The organism is Streptomyces incarnatus, assembly GCF_001027185.1.
GTDB classification, from domain to species: domain Bacteria; phylum Actinomycetota; class Actinomycetes; order Streptomycetales; family Streptomycetaceae; genus Streptomyces; species Streptomyces puniciscabiei.
On sequence record NZ_CP011497.1, the window covers coordinates 4,461,893 to 4,476,557 of the forward strand.

Here is a 14,665-nt window from a genome sequence, read left to right on the forward strand (position 1 = left end):
AAGGTCACCGCCTCTCGCGTGCCTCCAGTGCGGCTGCGGCACTACGGCCCCTCCACCAGCCGCGCCGGGAATCCCCCGGTGGCCACCGGCCCCCAGCGTTCGGGTGTCACTCGGATGAGGGACTTGCCCTGCTTGACCATGGCGGCGCGGTATTCGTCCCAGTCGGGGTGTTCGCCGGCGATGTTGCGGTAGTACTCGACCAGGGGTTCCACCGAGTCGGGGGTGTCGATGACCTCGGCCGTGCCGTCGATCTGGACCCAGGGGCCGTTCCACTCGTCGCTCAGGACGAGCACGCTGACACGGGGATCGCGCTTGGCGTTGCGGGTCTTGGCCCGCTCGGGGTAGGTGGAGACGACGATCCGGCCCGAGTCGTCCACGCCGCAGGTCAGCGGGGAGGCCTGCGGCCCGCCGTCGGCGCGGCGGGTGATCAGCAGGGCCCGGTGCCGGGGTCGTACGAAGTCCAGCAGCTCGTCCAGCGACACACGGGTGCTGGTAGCGATGTTCGGTGCCATGGGGGCAGCCTAGGGGCAGTGCGCGCCCCTGTGGCTGACCCCGCTGTGCCTACGCCTGGGGCAGCGAGTCGCCCTGCACCGCCTGGATGTCCAGCTCCACCCTCAGCGTCGTACCGATCGCGGCGATGCCGGCCTGGAGCACCTGGTTGTAGTTCATCGCGAAGTCCTCGCGGTGCAGTTCGGCCGTCGCGCGGAACGCGGCGCGCGTGCCGCCCCACGGGTCGGCGCCGGTGCCGAGGTAGGCGAGGTCGAGGTCGACCGGCCGGACCACGCCGTGCATGGACAGGTCGCCGTGGACCGTCCAGCGGTCGGAGCCGGCCGCCGTCACGCCCGTGGAGCGGTAGGTGATCTCCGGGTGCTGCTCGACGTCGAGGAAGTCCGCGGACTTCAGATGCCCGTCGCGCATGCCGTTGCCCGTGTCGATGGACGCGGCCTTGATGACCGCCTCGACGCGGGACTTGGTGACGTCGTCCGGTGCGATCTCGATCGTGCCGCCGAACTCGGTGAACCGGCCGTGCACGCTGGAGATCCCCAGGTGCTGCGCGACCGCGGCGACCGAGGAGTGCACCGGGTCGATGGTCCAGGGCCCGGGCGGCGGCAGTTCGGTGCCGCCCTGCCGGGCCAGCGTGACCGTGCCGACCTCGGCCCGGCCGCTCGCGGTCACGATCGCGGAGGAGGCCGCGGGCGCGTACCCGACGGCCGTCACGATCACCGTGTACGCCCCCGGCGCCAGCTCGGTGGCGTCCCGTACGGCTCCCTCGGTGTCCGCCTCGGCGCGCAGCACCTGCGTACCGGTCATGTCGGTCACCGTGACGACCGCGTGCGACACGGCCCACCCGTCCCGCGTACGGATCTTCGCGGTCAGTCCCATCCCGTTTCTCCCTGCAAAGCCTTGCGAACTGGTCGTGTGCGAACCGGCCCGTGGCCGGGGTGCGCTCCGCCTGGAACGCATCCCCACCACGGGCCGGAGCCGAACTACTCGCCGGGGTGGGCGAGTTCGATGTGGTGGCCGTCGACACCGGGGCCGGCCACGGTCAGGGCCGTCGCCACCGGCGGGTAACCCGTGGCGATGACCGTGTACTCGCCGCTGTCCAGGTCGGTGAAGGCGTACGCCCCGTCCGACCCGGTGGTGGCGGTGCCGACCACGTTCCCCGCCTGGTCGACGAGCGTCACCCGGGCGTCGGCCAGCGGACCGTGCGGGGCCCGGACGACACCCTGGAGGCGGGCGCCGGCGTCCAGGTCGATCTCGATCCGGGTGAGGCCGGTGGCGCCGATCTCGACGGGCACGGCGCGCGGCCGGAACCCGCTCGCGTTGACCGCCATGGTCACCGTGCCCGGCACCAGGTCGGTGAAGGCGAAGTCGCCCTGCTCCCCGGTGGCGGCGGTGGCCAGCAGGTCGCCGCGCACGTCGGTGACGATCACCATCGCGTCCTTGACCGGCAGCGCGCTGCCCGCGGCCCGGACCACACCGGTCAGCCCGCTGGTGCCGCTGAGCAGGATGTCGTAGGACAGCGGCTCCTCGCCCACCACGACGGTGGAGGCCTGCGGCTGGTAGCCGTCGGCGGAGGCGATCAGGACGTACGACCCCGTGCCCGGGGCGTCGACGGAGTAGGAGCCGTCGGCCTGGGCCACCGCGCGGCCCAGCTGGCGGCCGGACAGCGAGATCAGGGTGACCGCGGCCTGCGGGACCGGGGCGCTCTCGGCGCCGCGGACGAAGCCGTGCACGGGGGTGCCGCCCGGGCCACCGGTGCCGGGCTCGGCGAGGGTGGCGACGGCGGTCGCCGCCGGCTGGGCGGCGGTGGCCGCGGCCCCGGAGGTGTCCGGCACGACGGGGGTGGCCCAGCTGGGCACCCGTTCCGGGGCCGGAGCCTCGGCGGCGGCCTCCGTGGCGGGGGCGGCCTCGGCCGGGACCTCGGCCGGAGCCTCGCCTTCGGCGGCCTGTGCGAGCGCGCCCTTGGTCTTCAGGGGGACCTCCTTGATGAACAGCGTGATCAGGAAGGCGGCCGCGGCGAGGCAGCCGGCGATGAAGAAGACGTCCGCGATGCCGTGGCCGTAGGCGCTCTCCAGCAGCGTCCGGATGGGCGCCGGGAGCTTGTTCATGTCCGGGATGCTGTCGGTCGAGCCGGAGCTGCCGGCCAGGGCCGCCTGGTACTTGGGGCTCAGGGCGGCGACGCCGTCCTGGACGTAGTGCGTGATCCGGCGGGACATCACGGCACCCAGGGCGGAGACGCCGACCGCACCGCCGAGGGAGCGGAAGAAGGTGACCGTGGAGCTGGCCGAGCCGAGGTCGGAGGGGGCCACCTGGTTCTGCGTGGCGAGCACCAGGTTCTGCATCATCATGCCGATGCCGAGACCCAGCAGCGCCATGAAGATGGCCATCTTCCAGTAGTCGGTGTCGTACCGGATGCCGCCGAGCAGCACCAGGCCGGCCGTGACGAGGACGCCACCGCTGACCAGCCAGGCCTTCCAGCGGCCGGTGCGGGTGATGAACTGACCCGAGACGGTGGAGGAGACGAACAGACCGCCGATCATCGGGATGGTCATGACGCCCGACATCGTCGGGGACTTGTCGCGGGCCAGCTGGAAGTACTGGCTGAAGAACACCGTGCCGGTGAACATCGCGACACCGACGAACAGCGAGGCCAGCGACGCCAGCGTGATGGTGCGGTTGCGGAACAGGCGCAGCGGGATGATCGGCTCGCTGGCCTTGGCCTCGACGAGCACGAAGAGCGCGCCGAGCACGATCGAACCGCCGACCATCGCGTAGGTCTGCCAGGAGATCCAGTCGTACTTGTCTCCGGCGAAGGTGACCCAGATCAGCAGCAGGGAGACGGCGGCGGAGATGAGGGTGGCGCCGCCCCAGTCGACCTTGACCTCCCGCTTGACCACGGGCAGGTGCAGGGTCTTCTGCAGCATGATCAGCGCGATGATCGCGAAGGGGACACCGACGTAGAAGCACCAGCGCCAGCCCAGCCAGGAGGTGTCGGTGATGACACCGCCGAGCAGCGGGCCGCCGACGGTGGCGACGGCGAAGGTGGCGCCCAGGTAGCCGGAGTAACGGCCGCGCTCACGCGGGGAGATCATCGCCGCCATGACGATCTGCGCCAGGGCGGACAGACCGCCGACGCCGATGCCCTGGAAGACCCGGAAGGTGATGAGCATGCCGGGGTTCTGCGACAGGCCGGCCGCCATGGAGGCGACGACGTAGATGACGAGGGCTATCTGGACGAGCGCCTTCTTGCTGTACAGGTCGGCGAGCTTGCCCCACAGGGGAGTGGCCGCGGTCATCGACAGCAGGGCGGCGGTGACCACCCAGGTGTAGGCGGACTGGCCGCCGCCGAGGTCGCCGATGATGTGCGGCAGGGCGTTGGAGACGATCGTGGACGACAGGATCGCCACGAACATGCCGAGCAGCAGCCCGGACAGGGCCTCCATGATCTGCCGGTGCGTCATCGGGGCGTGGCCTGTGCCTCCCCCGTGCTTGGCGTGAGCCCGCACACCGGCTGGTGTGGTCGTTGCCATTGGGCTTCCTTCTCTTACGTGTTTGCGGGTGTACGGGTGGTCTCTTCGAGTACGGGGGCGGGGAGCCGGAACGCGGTGGCCCGGCAGTCGCCGAAGGACTCCCGCAGGCGGGTCATCAGCCGGATCAGCTGGGCCACCTCGTCGTCGGTCCAGTCGGCGAGCCGCTCGGCGAGCAGCCGCGTGGTCCGCCGGGACAGCTCATGGAGCTGCTCCAGGCCGGCGGGCGTCAGCCGCAGGATGCGCGAGCGCTTGTCCGCCGGGTCCGGGTGCCGCTCGATCCAGCCGCGCGCGGCGACGTGCGCGACATGCCGGCTGGTGACCGACATGTCCACGGCGAGCAGCTCGGCGAGCTTGCTCATGCGCATGTCTCCGTGGCGGCCGAGCAGGGTCAGCACGGCGGCCGAGCCGGCCGGGCAGTCGGGCGGCAGGATCCGCCCCATGTCCCGTTTCACGGCTCCGACGGCGCTGAGCTGACGCGCCAGCTCTTCGAACTGCGCCTGCCCGGCCATCACACCTCCCGATTCGTTGCTTGAGGCAACCTTAGCCCTGTTTGGTTGCTGCAGGCAAATAGTTACGGGAGGCGACCATGTAAAAACTTGGCAAAAGCAAGTATTGCAACTGTAAATATGCAGGTCGCTGCGGGTGAGGTGCCCCCGTCTGTCCCGGTGGCCCCCCACTTGGGCGGCCCGGCCCGTCTTCGCTAAGGTCTCGGGCCATGGCTAACACCCAGGGCCCCCAGGGCAATTACGACCCCGCCGGCAGCACCCAGATGTTCCGCGCGTTCGTGGACGAGGCCCCCCAGGGCCGCCAGCAGCAGGCCGCGGCCTCCTCCGGCCCGCGCATCGGCGTGATCATCGGTGTCATCGTGGCCCTCGCCGTGGTGGCCGGGGTCGCCTGGCTGGCGATGATGTAGGACCGCTCCCGTCGATCACTTCACCGGCCACCTCGCCGGTCACTTCACCGGTCACGTCCACCGGACGGACACGTCCCGCGTCTCGATGTGCATGCCGAGCGGCACGCGCCAGGCGTCGACGCACACGGTCCAGGTGTGGTCCTCGTGCGCGCCCGGCGCGATCGGCACCGGGAGGTCCACCGTCGAGTCGACCGTCCCCCAGTCGATGCCGAGCGCGCCGATGACGTGCGTCCCGAAGGTCACGCTGCCCGAACGCACCGCGGTGCCGCCGGAGTTGCGGAAGCCGACGGTCACTTTCTGGCACCAGCGCTGATCCGCCGGCTTCGTCGTGGGGGCGCCCCAGGAGAGATCGGCGGGCGTGGGGCTCGTGCTGCCGCTGGGCGCCGGACTGGGTGAGGCGACGGGTGGTGTCGTACGACCGCCCGGACCGCCGCCGTTTCCTACGTCGCCTCCGCTGCCGGCCGGACCCGGGGTACCGGGGGAGGCGTTGCCGCTGGGCTCGGTGGTGGTCCGCTCCGGGGTTCCCGAGGCGTCGGCGTTGTGTGAAGGTGCGGCATGGCCAGGGGAGTTACCGCCGCCCGGGCTGCTGCTCCGTGCCCCGTCGAGCGGCACCAGCGTCACGGACCCCGTCGGACCGACAGAGCCCGGCCCGCGCTGTCCCGAGCCGACCGCGACATATCCACCGCCCGGCCCGTCGCCCCCGCACGCGGCCAGCACCCCGCCCAGGACGACGACGGCCGCCGACGCTGCCGTAACGGCGCCTCGGCGGCCACGTGTCCATGTCGTCGTACGAAGCATCGGGCCATGGTGACTGACGTACCGTCAGATAGGAACCCCCGGGCGGGGGCCCTGTCCGCACGGCCCGCGGAGCGCTAGTCCGAGATCAGGCCCTCGCGCAACTGCGCCAAGGTGCGGGTCAGCAGTCGTGAGACGTGCATCTGGGAGATGCCGACCTCCTCGCCGATCTGGGACTGGGTCATGTTGGCGAAGAAGCGCAGCATGATGATCCGGCGCTCCCGGGGCGGGAGTTTGGCCAGCAGGGGCTTGAGGGATTCGCGGTACTCCACGCCCTCCAGCGCCGTGTCCTCGTAGCCGAGTCGGTCGGCGAGCGAGCCCTCGCCGCCGTCGTCCTCGGGGGCCGGGGAGTCCAGCGAGGAGGCGGTGTAGGCGTTGCCGACCGCGAGGCCGTCGACCACGTCCTCCTCGGAGACGCCGAGCACGGCGGCCAGCTCGGTCACCGTCGGGGAGCGGTCCAGCTTCTGGGACAGCTCGTCGCTGGCCTTGGTGAGGGCCAGGCGCAGCTCCTGCAGGCGGCGCGGGACCCGCACCGACCAGGACGTGTCGCGGAAGAACCGCTTGATCTCGCCGACCACCGTCGGCATCGCGAAGGTCGGGAACTCCACGCCCCGTTCGCAGTCGAAGCGGTCGATCGCCTTGATCAGGCCGATGGTGCCGACCTGGACGATGTCCTCCATCGGTTCGTTGCGGGAGCGGAAGCGCGCGGCCGCGTAGCGGACCAGCGGCAGGTTCAGCTCGATCAGGGTGTCCCGGACGTAGGCCCGCTCGGGACTGTTCTCGTCGAGCGCGGCGAGCCGCAGGAACAGGGAGCGGGACAGGGTGCGGGTGTCGATGTCCCCCGAGGCCGGCGGGGCCGGAAGCGCGGCGGGCGCCGGGAGGTCGGCGGCCGCCGGGGCGGGCGGGGCCGGCACGGCATCGAGGGCCGTGACGCCCTCGATGCCGTCGAGGACGTCGAGAGCGTCGAGCTCCTTGGGCGCTGCGTCGCCGGTCGCGGGCGTCAGCACCTTCGAGCTGCCCTGTTCTGCGGACATGCCACCCCCTTTGGGTCGCGGGACGGTCGTGGCGGCGCCGTCTTTCGGACAACGCAGCCTTCACCTGAATACCGGCGCCGAAGGCCCGGCAAACGCGTCTCACGCAGAATGTCACATGTCGGCAACACGCTGTAGAGACATGTCGACATGTGAGAGGTGAATCCGCCCTGGAAAGAAGGGGTCTGACGCTTTATCGGGACTCAACTGTCGGCATCTGCGCTGGTGAGCGATTCGCTCTCGGTGGTGATGCATCGAGCGGGTTTGCGATGCAGGGGGTGATCCCGGGCGTGCTTCCGTGCGCCCGCTGTGCTCCGTCTCGAGCGCTTCTACGTGTCGATGTCGAGCGCTTCTACGCGTCGATGCGATTCGCCGAGCGCAGCCGCTGGAAGCTGCGGGCGAGGAGCCGGGAGACGTGCATCTGGGAGACGCCGAGTTCCGCGCTGATCTGGGACTGGGTGAGATTGCTGTAGTAGCGCAGGAGAAGGATTCTCTGTTCGCGCTCGGGGAGTTGGACGAGCAGATGCCGGATCAGGTCGCGGTGTTCCACGCCGTCCAGGGCCGGGTCGTCGTAGCCGATCCGGTCCAGCAGGCCGGGCAGCCCGTCGCCCTCCTGCGCGGCCTCCAGCGAGGTGGCGTGGTACGACCGGCCCGCCTCGATGCAGCTGAGCACCTCCTCCTCGCTGATCCTGAGCCGCTCGGCGATCTCGGCGGTGGAGGGGGAGCGGCCGTGCAGCGTGGTGAGGTCCTCGGTGGCGCTGTTGACCTGCACCCACAGCTCGTGCAGTCGGCGCGGTACGTGGACCGTGCGGACGTTGTCCCGGAAGTACCGCTTGATCTCGCCGACCACGGTCGGCATGGCGAAGGTCGGGAACTGCACGCCCCGGTCCGGGTCGAACCGGTCGATGGCGTTGATCAGGCCGATGGTGCCGACCTGGACGACGTCCTCCATCGGCTCGTTGCGGGAGCGGAAGCGAGCGGCCGCGTAGCGCACGAGCGGGAGGTTCGCCTCGATCAGCGCCCCGCGCACCCGGTGGTGCTCCGGCGTGCCCGGGGTGAGCTGCTTCAGCTCGGCGAAGAGCACCTGGGTGAGGGCTCGGGTGTCGGCACCGCGCCGCTTCTCGGGAGCCACGGGAGCGGGGGCGGGGGTGCTCGCCTCCTCCTGGGGCGGCGCAGTACTGGCCGACACGGTCAACGCCACCTCTTCGTCGCTCAATGATCGGTCAAAAGCGGTCATAGCATCACAAGACATGTGCACTGTGTGCAAGCACCCGATAACCCCGTGTTGTGTTCAAACACCGACAAGTTGGGGATCCCAATGGGGTCCAAGACGCATGAAAGCCCCCCGCCGTTGCGGCGGGGGGCTGCCGGGCTGAAGTGGTCAGAATTCGTAGTCGGCGATCACCCACGTGGCGAACTCGCGCCACAGCGCGACGCCCGCCTGATGGGCCGGGTGCTCCAGGTAGCGCTTGAGGGCGTCGGCGTCCTCGACCGCCGAGTTGATCGCGAAGTCGTAGGCGATCGGCCGGTCGCTGATGTTCCAGCCGCACTCCCAGAAGCGCAGCTCCTCGATCCGGCCGCCGAGGGCCCGGAAGGCCTCCACGCCCGCCACGACCCGCGGATCGTCGCGCTCGACGCCCTCGTTGAGCTTGAAGAGGACCAGGTGGCGGATCATGGGGTGTACCTCAGCTCTTTCCTCCGTTGGCGACCCATGTCATGAAGTCGCCCACGGCCTTGGCCGCGTCCGATATGCCCTCGAAGACTATCTGGACGTAGTGGGCCGCCTTGGGCGGGTCCGTGATGATCACGTACAGCGCGAAGACCACGAGCACGTATACGGCGATCTTCTTGGCATTCACCGCCACCGCGGCCTCCCCTGTCCGTGTGCCCCTGCTGCCGGCCGCGAGTGTAACCTTCACGCCTCTTCCCGGGGTCAACCGCCCGCCGCCCCGCGTCCATTGCCGGGCCCACCGGGAGGGCCCACCAGGAGGGCCCGCGCGAAGGGCCCGCACGAAGGACCCCTTCCGCAGACGCGCGAAGGGCCCCGTCTTGCGACGAGGCCCTTCTTCGAGCGGTAGCGGAGGGATTTGAACCCTCGGTGACTTGCGCCACACTCGCTTTCGAGGCGAGCTCCTTCGGCCGCTCGGACACGCTACCGAGGGAGACCTTACAGCACACCGGGGCGTGCTCAGAAATCGGTATTCACCGGTCCCGGAAAAACTCGGTGAGGAGGCGCGCGCATTCCGCCGCGAGAACGCCCTCGACGACCTCCGGGCGGTGATTGAGCCGCCGGTCGCGGATCACGTCCCACAGCGAGCCCGCCGCGCCCGCCTTCTCGTCCCGGGCGCCGTAGACGACCCGGTCGACGCGGGACTGGACGATCGCGCCCGCGCACATGGTGCACGGTTCCAGGGTGACCACGAGCGTGCAGCCGGCCAGCCGCCACTCCCCGAGCAGGGCGGCGGCCCGCCGGATCGCGAGGACCTCCGCGTGGGCCGTGGGATCGCCCGTGGCCTCGCGCTCGTTGTGCCCGACGGCGAGCACCGTCGTACCGTCCGGGGACAGCACGACGGCGCCGACGGGGACGTCCCCGCCCTGGACCGCCCGCCCGGCCTCGGCCAGGGCGAGCCGCATCGCGGCCCGCCAGCGGTCGCGTACCGGGTCGGGGGCGGCGGCCGGGTTGTGGACGGTCAGCGGACGGTCTCCAGCACCTCCGAGGCGCCCAGCGCCTCGGCGATGGTGCCCAGCGCGTCGTCGGCGTCCAGCGAGCGCAGCTCCTTCTCGCTGATGCCCAGGTCGTCGAGGATCTGGCTGTCGCCCACCGGGCTGTGCGGGACGGCGTCGGCGGCGGCGCCCTCCGCGTCGTCCTCGTCGGACTCGGACTCGCCGTCCTCCGTGCCGTCGAGGTCCAGGGAGTCCAGGTCGGGGCCGTCGTCGGCACCCGGCTCCCGGCCGAGCAGCTCGTCGGTGAGCAGCAGCTCGCCGTACGCGCTGCGCTGGGCGGCGGCCGCGTCCGAGACGTAGATGCGAGGGTCGTCCTCGCCGTCCACGCGGACGACGCCGAACCACGCGTCCTCCTGCTCGATCAGCACGAGCACCGTGTCCTCGTCGGGAGAGGCTTCCCGGGCCAGGTCGGCAAGATCCGACAGGGTCTCCACATCGTCGAGCTCTGTGTCGCTCGCTTCCCACCCGTCTTCGGTGCGCGCGAGCAGTGCGGCGAAGTACACCGTGACTCTCCCACTGGTCATAGGCGTGCCGGTTGGGGGTCCCCCCGGCGGAGGTACTTGGGCGGAGGCGGCTTGGGCTCCGAGCCCCGCCCACTCGGAATCGTGGCAGAAACATGGCTGTCAGGGGACGTCTTCGGCTCCCTGTGTCTTACGCGTTCGTTGCCGCCACCTGCGGATCGTACGCGGCTTTTCCGGGGACTCACGCACGCCCACCTCGCAAACGCCGCTGTGTGCGCGGATCTTCCTCGCTCCGGAACCGCCTCAGAACTTCCTTACCGTGTCGTGCCCCTAAGGAACCACCAGAGGAATCCCAGGAGTGTCGCTCCCCTCGGTCGGTCTACCAGTCGGTCTACCAGCGGAACGTCCGCATGCGCAGCACGTGCCGCAGCCGGGCGGCCTTGGCGCGCCGCGGCTGGACCCGGGCGCGCAGCGCACGGGCCTCGGCGAGGTCACGCAGGAACTGGGCGCGCCGGCGCCGGCGCTCGGCGTCCGTCTCGGGTACGGCGCCACCGCGTATCGCGGGCTCGCCGGTACCCCGGGTGTCCTCGGCGTTCCCGGGCGCGTCCTCGGGAAGGTCAGGCAGGTCGGGCACGTCACACCACCCCAGTTCCGTCCTTCCCACTTTCCCTCGGACGGCCGCTTCGACGCCAGGGCCGCACGGGTCCGCACGGGGTCCGGGTCGCGGGTACGCCGGACGGGTGGGGGCCGCGGCGCGGGTACCGTTAGGGGCATGCGTCTCCATGTCGTCGACCACCCCCTGGTCGCCCACAAGCTCACCACTCTGCGCGACCAGCGCACCGACTCCGCGACCTTCCGCCGGCTCGCCGACGAGCTGGTCACCCTGCTCGCCTACGAGGCCACGCGGGACGTGCGCACCGAGGCGGTCGACATCCAGACGCCGGTCGCCGGGACGACCGGCGTCAAGCTCGCCCGCCCGCGCCCGCTGGTCGTGCCGATCCTGCGCGCCGGACTCGGCATGCTGGACGGCATGGTGCGGCTGCTGCCGACCGCCGAGGTGGGCTTCCTGGGCATGATCCGCAACGAGGAGACGCTGCAGGCCTCCACCTACGCCTCGCGCATGCCGGAGGATCTCTCGGGCCGCCAGGTGTACGTCCTGGACCCGATGCTGGCCACGGGGGGCACGCTGGTCGCGGCGATCCAGGAGCTCATCAAGCGGGGCGCCGACGACGTCACCGCCGTCGTGCTGCTCGCCGCTCCCGAGGGCGTCGAGCTCATGGAGCGGGAGCTGGCGGGGACGCCGGTGACGGTGGTGACGGCGGCCGTGGACGACCACCTCAACGAGCACGGGTACATCGTGCCGGGGCTGGGGGACGCGGGGGATCGTCTTTACGGGGCGGCTGAGTAGTTCCTGCGGCTCATGGGGCGCCCCTTGCGGGGCGCTTCTCAGCAGCCCTTCTTCGTAGTTGCCGTCGGTGCGGGTGCGGGTGCGGTCAGCTTGGTCAGTGCCTGGTCCGCGGCCGTCGGCGCGGCCAGGCTCTTGAAGCCGTCCCCGAGGATGAGGTCGAGGTCGGCGCCCTTGCGGGTGTCGGTGCGCTGTTCGGCGCCGGCCAGCTGGGTCGCCAGCACCGGCAGTGAGGTGTTCTGCGCGGCGGCCGGGCCGACGAGGATCCCGGCCGTCTTCACCTTCTTGTCGTACTGCCCGGGCGCGTTGCCCACGTTGCCGATCCGGAAGCCCCGCTTCTTCAGCTCGTCGGCGGTGGCCTTGGCCAGCCCGGTGCGGGCGGTGGCGTTGTAGACGTTGACGGTGATCTGGCCCGGCTTGGGCAGGGACTTCACCTGTGCGGCCGTATCGGCCCTGGTGTGGCAGCCGGTCTTCGAGCCGGCCGTCGTGGTCTTCTTGGCGCCGCCGGTGAAGACGTCGATGAGCTGCAGGGTGCCCCAGCCGATCAGGGCGACCACGGCGACGGACGCCACCACCGCGGCCACGAGCCTGGCGCGTCGGCGCGGCGGGCGCATCCGAGGGTATTTGTCCCCCGTGATCCGGTACTGGCCGCCCATGCCAGGGGGAGTGAGCATGCTCATGGGCGCAGCGTAGTGCGCCCGAGCGGCGCTGCCTATTAGATGATCAGTCGATGCCGCTCAGCGGAACCCGAAAGGGTCAAGGGTCAAGGGCCGTGTCGCGCCGGGTCAGTCGAGTTCGAGCACGCGCGCGTGCAGCACCTGGCGCTGCTGGAGGGCGGCGCGGACCGCGCGGTGCAGCCCGTCCTCCAGGTAGAGGTCGCCCTGCCACTTCACGACGTGCGCGAAGAGGTCGCCGTAGAACGTCGAGTCCTCCGCCAGCAGGGTCTCCAGGTCGAGCTGCTGCTTGGTGGTCACGAGCTGATCGAGGCGGACCGGGCGCGGCGCGACGTCCGCCCACTGCCGGGTGCTTTCCCGGCCGTGGTCGGGGTACGGCCGGCCGTTTCCGATGCGCTTGAAGATCACACGGAAAGCCTACCGGTCAAGACCTTCCGGGCGCAGCCATGGCGGCCGAGTGCGGCGCTTGAAAAGATGCGGCAAACGGGTCATATACGGATGTCCCCCTCCGTATCCGGCACGGCTGTGGACCGCATCCAGCACGGCTGCGGACCGCGGACCGGCGGTGTCCGGTGTTCGGCACGGCCCGGCGGAGACGGTTGCCCGCCCCCGCCGGGCCCGGTTCAGCGGTCGTCCCGCTCTTCTGGCGGCCGCTGCGGTTCTTCCTTCTCGCGTTCCGGCTCGGGTGCCGTCGCCCGCCGGGCCTCGGCGCGCAGCAGGGCGCGCAGGACGGCGTAGGGATCCATGGGCATGGCTGTACTGCTCCTTGCGTCTGACTGACCTGGGACCGGCCTTTCGCGGGGACGCGGGTGGAGTCAGCAGCGCAGGACCACCGTGCGGAGCAGGGGCAGGGCGTACGGCACCCGGGGCGTGCCGGAGCGGGGCCGTGCCGCCGGCCGGGCGGGCGCCGGGTCGGGGAGGGGTGCGGGGCGCTCGGGTGCGCCGGCCCGGTGGACCGCCTGGGCGGGGGGCCGCAGGAGGGTGTCGAGGACGTCGTGGTCGAAGGTCCCGGCGGACGCGCCCAGCGCCGGGGCCGCCTCGGCCTGCACATGGGCGCCGGGCACCCACAGGGCGAGGAGCAGCACGAGCACCCGCAGCCAGGTACGGCTGCGGGGGAAGCTCCCGGTCCCGCTCACGTCGGGTGTGTCCCCGGCGCGTGCGGGGAGTGCTGCGTGCCGGGCCCGGGATCCGCCCGCACGGCGTAGGGGACGGGGGCCGTGGTTGACGCCGCTCACACCGTGCGGGGGACCGCCTTGGCCCGGCCCCGGATGCCGAACGCGGTGACGATCTCCCCGATGCCCACCGCGACCAGCCAGATGCCGGCGACCAGGGTCAGCACGGCGACCGACCGGAACGGCGAGTCGATCAGCACGATCCCGGCGATGAAGGTGACGACCCCGAGGAAGATGTGCCAGCCCCGGGCCGGCATCCGCGCGTCGTGCAGGGCGGCCAGGGTCTGGGTGATCCCGCGGATCAGCCAGCCGATGCCGATCCACAGGGCGAGCAGCAGGATCGACTGCATGGGCCCGCGGAAGCAGAACAGGCCGAGCAGGATCGACAGGGCGCCGCTGATGAACGCCAGCACCCGCAGCGAGGTCGCCCGGTGCGTGCCGAACGCGGCGACCAGCTGGAAGACGCCGCTGATCACCAGGTAGATGCCGAACAGGACGCCGGCGGCGAGCAGGGAGGCGCCGGGCCACACGAGCACCAGGACGCCGAGGATCAGTGAGGCGATCCCGGTGCCCAGGACGACCTGCCAGGCGGCCCGGGACAGGGCGTGCAGCGGCCCCTCGAACGGCGGCTCGGGCTCCCGCCGTTCGCCCGGCGGGGCGGTCGCGTGCACATTCCGGTCGTCGTACTCACGGCCCCACTCCGGGCCACTGCTGGGTGCCTCGGTCATGGTTCATGCTGTGAACGGCGGGGGTGGGGCGGCCACCAGGAAGAGGCCGGTCGGGTGACACCGGCACAGAGCACCGACCCCGCAGAGGTCACCCCTGCTTCCCGCCCCCCTTCGCCGCCTTCGCCGCCGCCTTCATCTCCTGCTTGTGCGCCCGGACCTTGGCCAGCGACTCCGGTCCGGTGATGTCGGCGACGGACCGGAAGGACTCGCGCTCGCCGTACGCCCCCGCGGCCTCCCGCCAGCCCTTCGGCGTGACGCCGAGCTGCTTGCCGAGCAGCGCGAGGAAGATCTGGGCCTTCTGCTTGCCGAAGCCGGGCAGGTCCTCGAGCCGTTCCAGCAGCTCGGTACCGGTCGGCACGTCCCGCCAGACCGCCTCCGCGTCCCCGTCGTAGTGCTCGACGAGGTACTGGCACAGCTGCTGGATGCGCTTGGCCATCGAGCCCGGGTAACGGTGCACGGCCGGCTTCTCGGCGAGCAGCGCGGCGAAGGCCTCCGGGTCCATCGCGGCGATGTCGTGCGCGTCGAGGTCTCCGGCCGCTCCGGCGCCGAGCCGGTCGGCGATGGTCCGGGGACCCTTGAACGCCCACTCCATGGGGACCTGCTGGTCGAGCAGCATGCCGGTGAGCGCGGCGAGCGGGGACCGCCCGAGCAGCGCGTCGGCGTCGCGGTCCTGGGCGAGGTGCAGGGTGACGTCCATGCGTCGATGGTGGCCCGGCGGCGCGCGCGGC

At 71.4% G+C, this 14,665-nt stretch carries 20 protein-coding genes and 1 tRNA gene; 2 read left to right on the forward strand and 19 right to left on the reverse strand.

Annotated features, from left to right (window positions below; all coding sequences use genetic code 11):
- Positions 1 to 41: 41 nt before the first annotated feature.
- From ABB07_RS19980 to ABB07_RS19995, 4 genes are all read right to left on the reverse strand, one after another.
- The gene (locus tag ABB07_RS19980; RefSeq protein ID WP_208899987.1) at positions 42 to 512 is read right to left on the reverse strand and encodes a PPOX class F420-dependent oxidoreductase; all 471 of its coding nucleotides are present in this window, start codon (positions 510 to 512) and stop codon (positions 42 to 44) included.
- 49 nt (positions 513 to 561) lie between these two features.
- Positions 562 to 1,383 carry a YceI family protein gene (locus tag ABB07_RS19985; RefSeq protein WP_208899988.1) on the reverse strand — a complete coding sequence of 274 codons (822 nt, stop codon included), beginning with the start codon at positions 1,381 to 1,383 and terminating at the stop codon, positions 562 to 564.
- Positions 1,384 to 1,487: 104 nt separating this feature from the next.
- On the reverse strand, positions 1,488 to 3,965 hold the full coding sequence (locus tag ABB07_RS19990) for an MFS transporter (RefSeq protein ID WP_482269300.1): 2,478 nt from the start codon (positions 3,963 to 3,965) through the stop codon (positions 1,488 to 1,490).
- Positions 3,966 to 4,048: 83 nt separating this feature from the next.
- Positions 4,049 to 4,543 (reverse strand): MarR family winged helix-turn-helix transcriptional regulator, encoded by a 495-nt coding sequence (locus tag ABB07_RS19995; RefSeq protein ID WP_208899990.1) that lies wholly within the window; start codon positions 4,541 to 4,543, stop codon positions 4,049 to 4,051.
- 206 nt (positions 4,544 to 4,749) lie between these two features.
- Here ABB07_RS19995 and ABB07_RS20000 point away from each other — a divergent pair, with 206 nt between their 5' ends.
- Positions 4,750 to 4,947, forward strand: a complete 198-nt coding sequence (locus ABB07_RS20000) for a hypothetical protein (RefSeq protein ID WP_208899991.1) — start codon at positions 4,750 to 4,752, stop codon at positions 4,945 to 4,947.
- A gap of 51 nt (positions 4,948 to 4,998) precedes the next feature.
- On the opposite strand, the gene ABB07_RS41765 is transcribed toward ABB07_RS20000, so the two are convergent.
- From ABB07_RS41765 to ABB07_RS20045, 9 genes are all read right to left on the reverse strand, one after another.
- Positions 4,999 to 5,241, reverse strand: a complete 243-nt coding sequence (locus ABB07_RS41765; RefSeq protein ID WP_341845890.1) for a hypothetical protein — start codon at positions 5,239 to 5,241, stop codon at positions 4,999 to 5,001.
- A 578-nt stretch (positions 5,242 to 5,819) separates the two neighbouring features.
- Entirely contained in the window at positions 5,820 to 6,776 is a 957-nt protein-coding gene (locus ABB07_RS20010; protein ID WP_208899993.1) for an RNA polymerase sigma factor SigF, read from the reverse strand.
- Positions 6,777 to 7,125: 349 nt separating this feature from the next.
- Positions 7,126 to 8,010 (reverse strand): RNA polymerase sigma factor SigF, encoded by an 885-nt coding sequence (locus tag ABB07_RS20015; protein ID WP_208899994.1) that lies wholly within the window; start codon positions 8,008 to 8,010, stop codon positions 7,126 to 7,128.
- Between the two features lie 144 nt (positions 8,011 to 8,154).
- A complete protein-coding gene (locus tag ABB07_RS20020) occupies positions 8,155 to 8,448 on the reverse strand; it encodes a Dabb family protein (RefSeq protein ID WP_208899995.1) in 294 nt (97 codons plus the stop codon).
- Between the two features lie 10 nt (positions 8,449 to 8,458).
- The gene (locus tag ABB07_RS20025; RefSeq protein ID WP_055708362.1) at positions 8,459 to 8,638 is read right to left on the reverse strand and encodes a hypothetical protein; all 180 of its coding nucleotides are present in this window, start codon (positions 8,636 to 8,638) and stop codon (positions 8,459 to 8,461) included.
- Between the two features lie 207 nt (positions 8,639 to 8,845).
- Positions 8,846 to 8,930 (reverse strand) — tRNA-Ser (locus tag ABB07_RS20030).
- Positions 8,931 to 8,975: 45 nt separating this feature from the next.
- The gene (gene tadA / locus ABB07_RS20035; protein WP_208899996.1) at positions 8,976 to 9,407 is read right to left on the reverse strand and encodes a tRNA adenosine(34) deaminase TadA; all 432 of its coding nucleotides are present in this window, start codon (positions 9,405 to 9,407) and stop codon (positions 8,976 to 8,978) included.
- Positions 9,408 to 9,463: 56 nt separating this feature from the next.
- Positions 9,464 to 10,000 carry a tRNA adenosine deaminase-associated protein gene (locus ABB07_RS20040; protein ID WP_208903532.1) on the reverse strand — a complete coding sequence of 179 codons (537 nt, stop codon included), beginning with the start codon at positions 9,998 to 10,000 and terminating at the stop codon, positions 9,464 to 9,466.
- Between the two features lie 349 nt (positions 10,001 to 10,349).
- Positions 10,350 to 10,583, reverse strand: coding sequence for a hypothetical protein (locus tag ABB07_RS20045; RefSeq protein WP_425264815.1), 234 nt, complete (start codon positions 10,581 to 10,583; stop codon positions 10,350 to 10,352).
- 147 nt (positions 10,584 to 10,730) lie between these two features.
- On the opposite strand from ABB07_RS20045, the gene upp reads away from it, so the two are divergent.
- Entirely contained in the window at positions 10,731 to 11,366 is a 636-nt protein-coding gene (gene upp, locus ABB07_RS20050) for a uracil phosphoribosyltransferase (RefSeq protein WP_208899997.1), read from the forward strand.
- A 38-nt stretch (positions 11,367 to 11,404) separates the two neighbouring features.
- Here upp and ABB07_RS20055 read toward each other — a convergent pair whose 3' ends face one another.
- From ABB07_RS20055 to ABB07_RS20075, 6 genes are all read right to left on the reverse strand, one after another.
- Positions 11,405 to 12,037, reverse strand: a complete 633-nt coding sequence (locus tag ABB07_RS20055) for a LytR C-terminal domain-containing protein (RefSeq protein ID WP_425264816.1) — start codon at positions 12,035 to 12,037, stop codon at positions 11,405 to 11,407.
- A gap of 111 nt (positions 12,038 to 12,148) precedes the next feature.
- Positions 12,149 to 12,445, reverse strand: coding sequence for a type II toxin-antitoxin system VapB family antitoxin (locus ABB07_RS20060; RefSeq protein ID WP_004943146.1), 297 nt, complete (start codon positions 12,443 to 12,445; stop codon positions 12,149 to 12,151).
- 215 nt (positions 12,446 to 12,660) lie between these two features.
- A complete protein-coding gene (locus ABB07_RS41555) occupies positions 12,661 to 12,789 on the reverse strand; it encodes a hypothetical protein (RefSeq protein ID WP_279617395.1) in 129 nt (42 codons plus the stop codon).
- Between the two features lie 63 nt (positions 12,790 to 12,852).
- Entirely contained in the window at positions 12,853 to 13,173 is a 321-nt protein-coding gene (locus tag ABB07_RS20065) for a hypothetical protein (protein ID WP_244189435.1), read from the reverse strand.
- Positions 13,174 to 13,268: 95 nt separating this feature from the next.
- Positions 13,269 to 13,937: an HdeD family acid-resistance protein gene (locus ABB07_RS20070; RefSeq protein WP_208899998.1), complete on the reverse strand. Its 669-nt coding sequence runs from the start codon at positions 13,935 to 13,937 to the stop codon at positions 13,269 to 13,271.
- Positions 13,938 to 14,025: 88 nt separating this feature from the next.
- On the reverse strand, positions 14,026 to 14,634 hold the full coding sequence (locus ABB07_RS20075; RefSeq protein WP_208899999.1) for an HhH-GPD-type base excision DNA repair protein: 609 nt from the start codon (positions 14,632 to 14,634) through the stop codon (positions 14,026 to 14,028).
- Positions 14,635 to 14,665 lie beyond the last annotated feature (31 nt).

What these genes read in the sequence shown, in the direction of transcription:
- tadA (WP_208899996.1), bottom strand. Translation starts at nt 9,407, where the DNA reads ATGCGGCTCGCCCTGGCCGAGGCCGGGCGGGCGGTCCAGGGCGGGGAC.
- ABB07_RS20000 (WP_208899991.1), top strand. Translation starts at nt 4,750, where the DNA reads ATGGCTAACACCCAGGGCCCCCAGGGCAATTACGACCCCGCCGGCAGC.
- upp (WP_208899997.1), top strand. Translation starts at nt 10,731, where the DNA reads ATGCGTCTCCATGTCGTCGACCACCCCCTGGTCGCCCACAAGCTCACC.
- ABB07_RS20055 (WP_425264816.1), bottom strand. Translation starts at nt 12,037, where the DNA reads ATGCTCACTCCCCCTGGCATGGGCGGCCAGTACCGGATCACGGGGGAC.
- ABB07_RS20015 (WP_208899994.1), bottom strand. Translation starts at nt 8,010, where the DNA reads ATGACCGCTTTTGACCGATCATTGAGCGACGAAGAGGTGGCGTTGACC.
- ABB07_RS19995 (WP_208899990.1), bottom strand. Translation starts at nt 4,543, where the DNA reads ATGGCCGGGCAGGCGCAGTTCGAAGAGCTGGCGCGTCAGCTCAGCGCC.
- ABB07_RS41555 (WP_279617395.1), bottom strand. Translation starts at nt 12,789, where the DNA reads ATGCCCATGGATCCCTACGCCGTCCTGCGCGCCCTGCTGCGCGCCGAG.
- ABB07_RS20075 (WP_208899999.1), bottom strand. Translation starts at nt 14,634, where the DNA reads ATGGACGTCACCCTGCACCTCGCCCAGGACCGCGACGCCGACGCGCTG.
- ABB07_RS19985 (WP_208899988.1), bottom strand. Translation starts at nt 1,383, where the DNA reads ATGGGACTGACCGCGAAGATCCGTACGCGGGACGGGTGGGCCGTGTCG.
- ABB07_RS20010 (WP_208899993.1), bottom strand. Translation starts at nt 6,776, where the DNA reads ATGTCCGCAGAACAGGGCAGCTCGAAGGTGCTGACGCCCGCGACCGGC.
- ABB07_RS20070 (WP_208899998.1), bottom strand. Translation starts at nt 13,937, where the DNA reads ATGACCGAGGCACCCAGCAGTGGCCCGGAGTGGGGCCGTGAGTACGAC.
- ABB07_RS19980 (WP_208899987.1), bottom strand. Translation starts at nt 512, where the DNA reads ATGGCACCGAACATCGCTACCAGCACCCGTGTGTCGCTGGACGAGCTG.
- ABB07_RS20020 (WP_208899995.1), bottom strand. Translation starts at nt 8,448, where the DNA reads ATGATCCGCCACCTGGTCCTCTTCAAGCTCAACGAGGGCGTCGAGCGC.
- ABB07_RS19990 (WP_482269300.1), bottom strand. Translation starts at nt 3,965, where the DNA reads ATGACGCACCGGCAGATCATGGAGGCCCTGTCCGGGCTGCTGCTCGGC.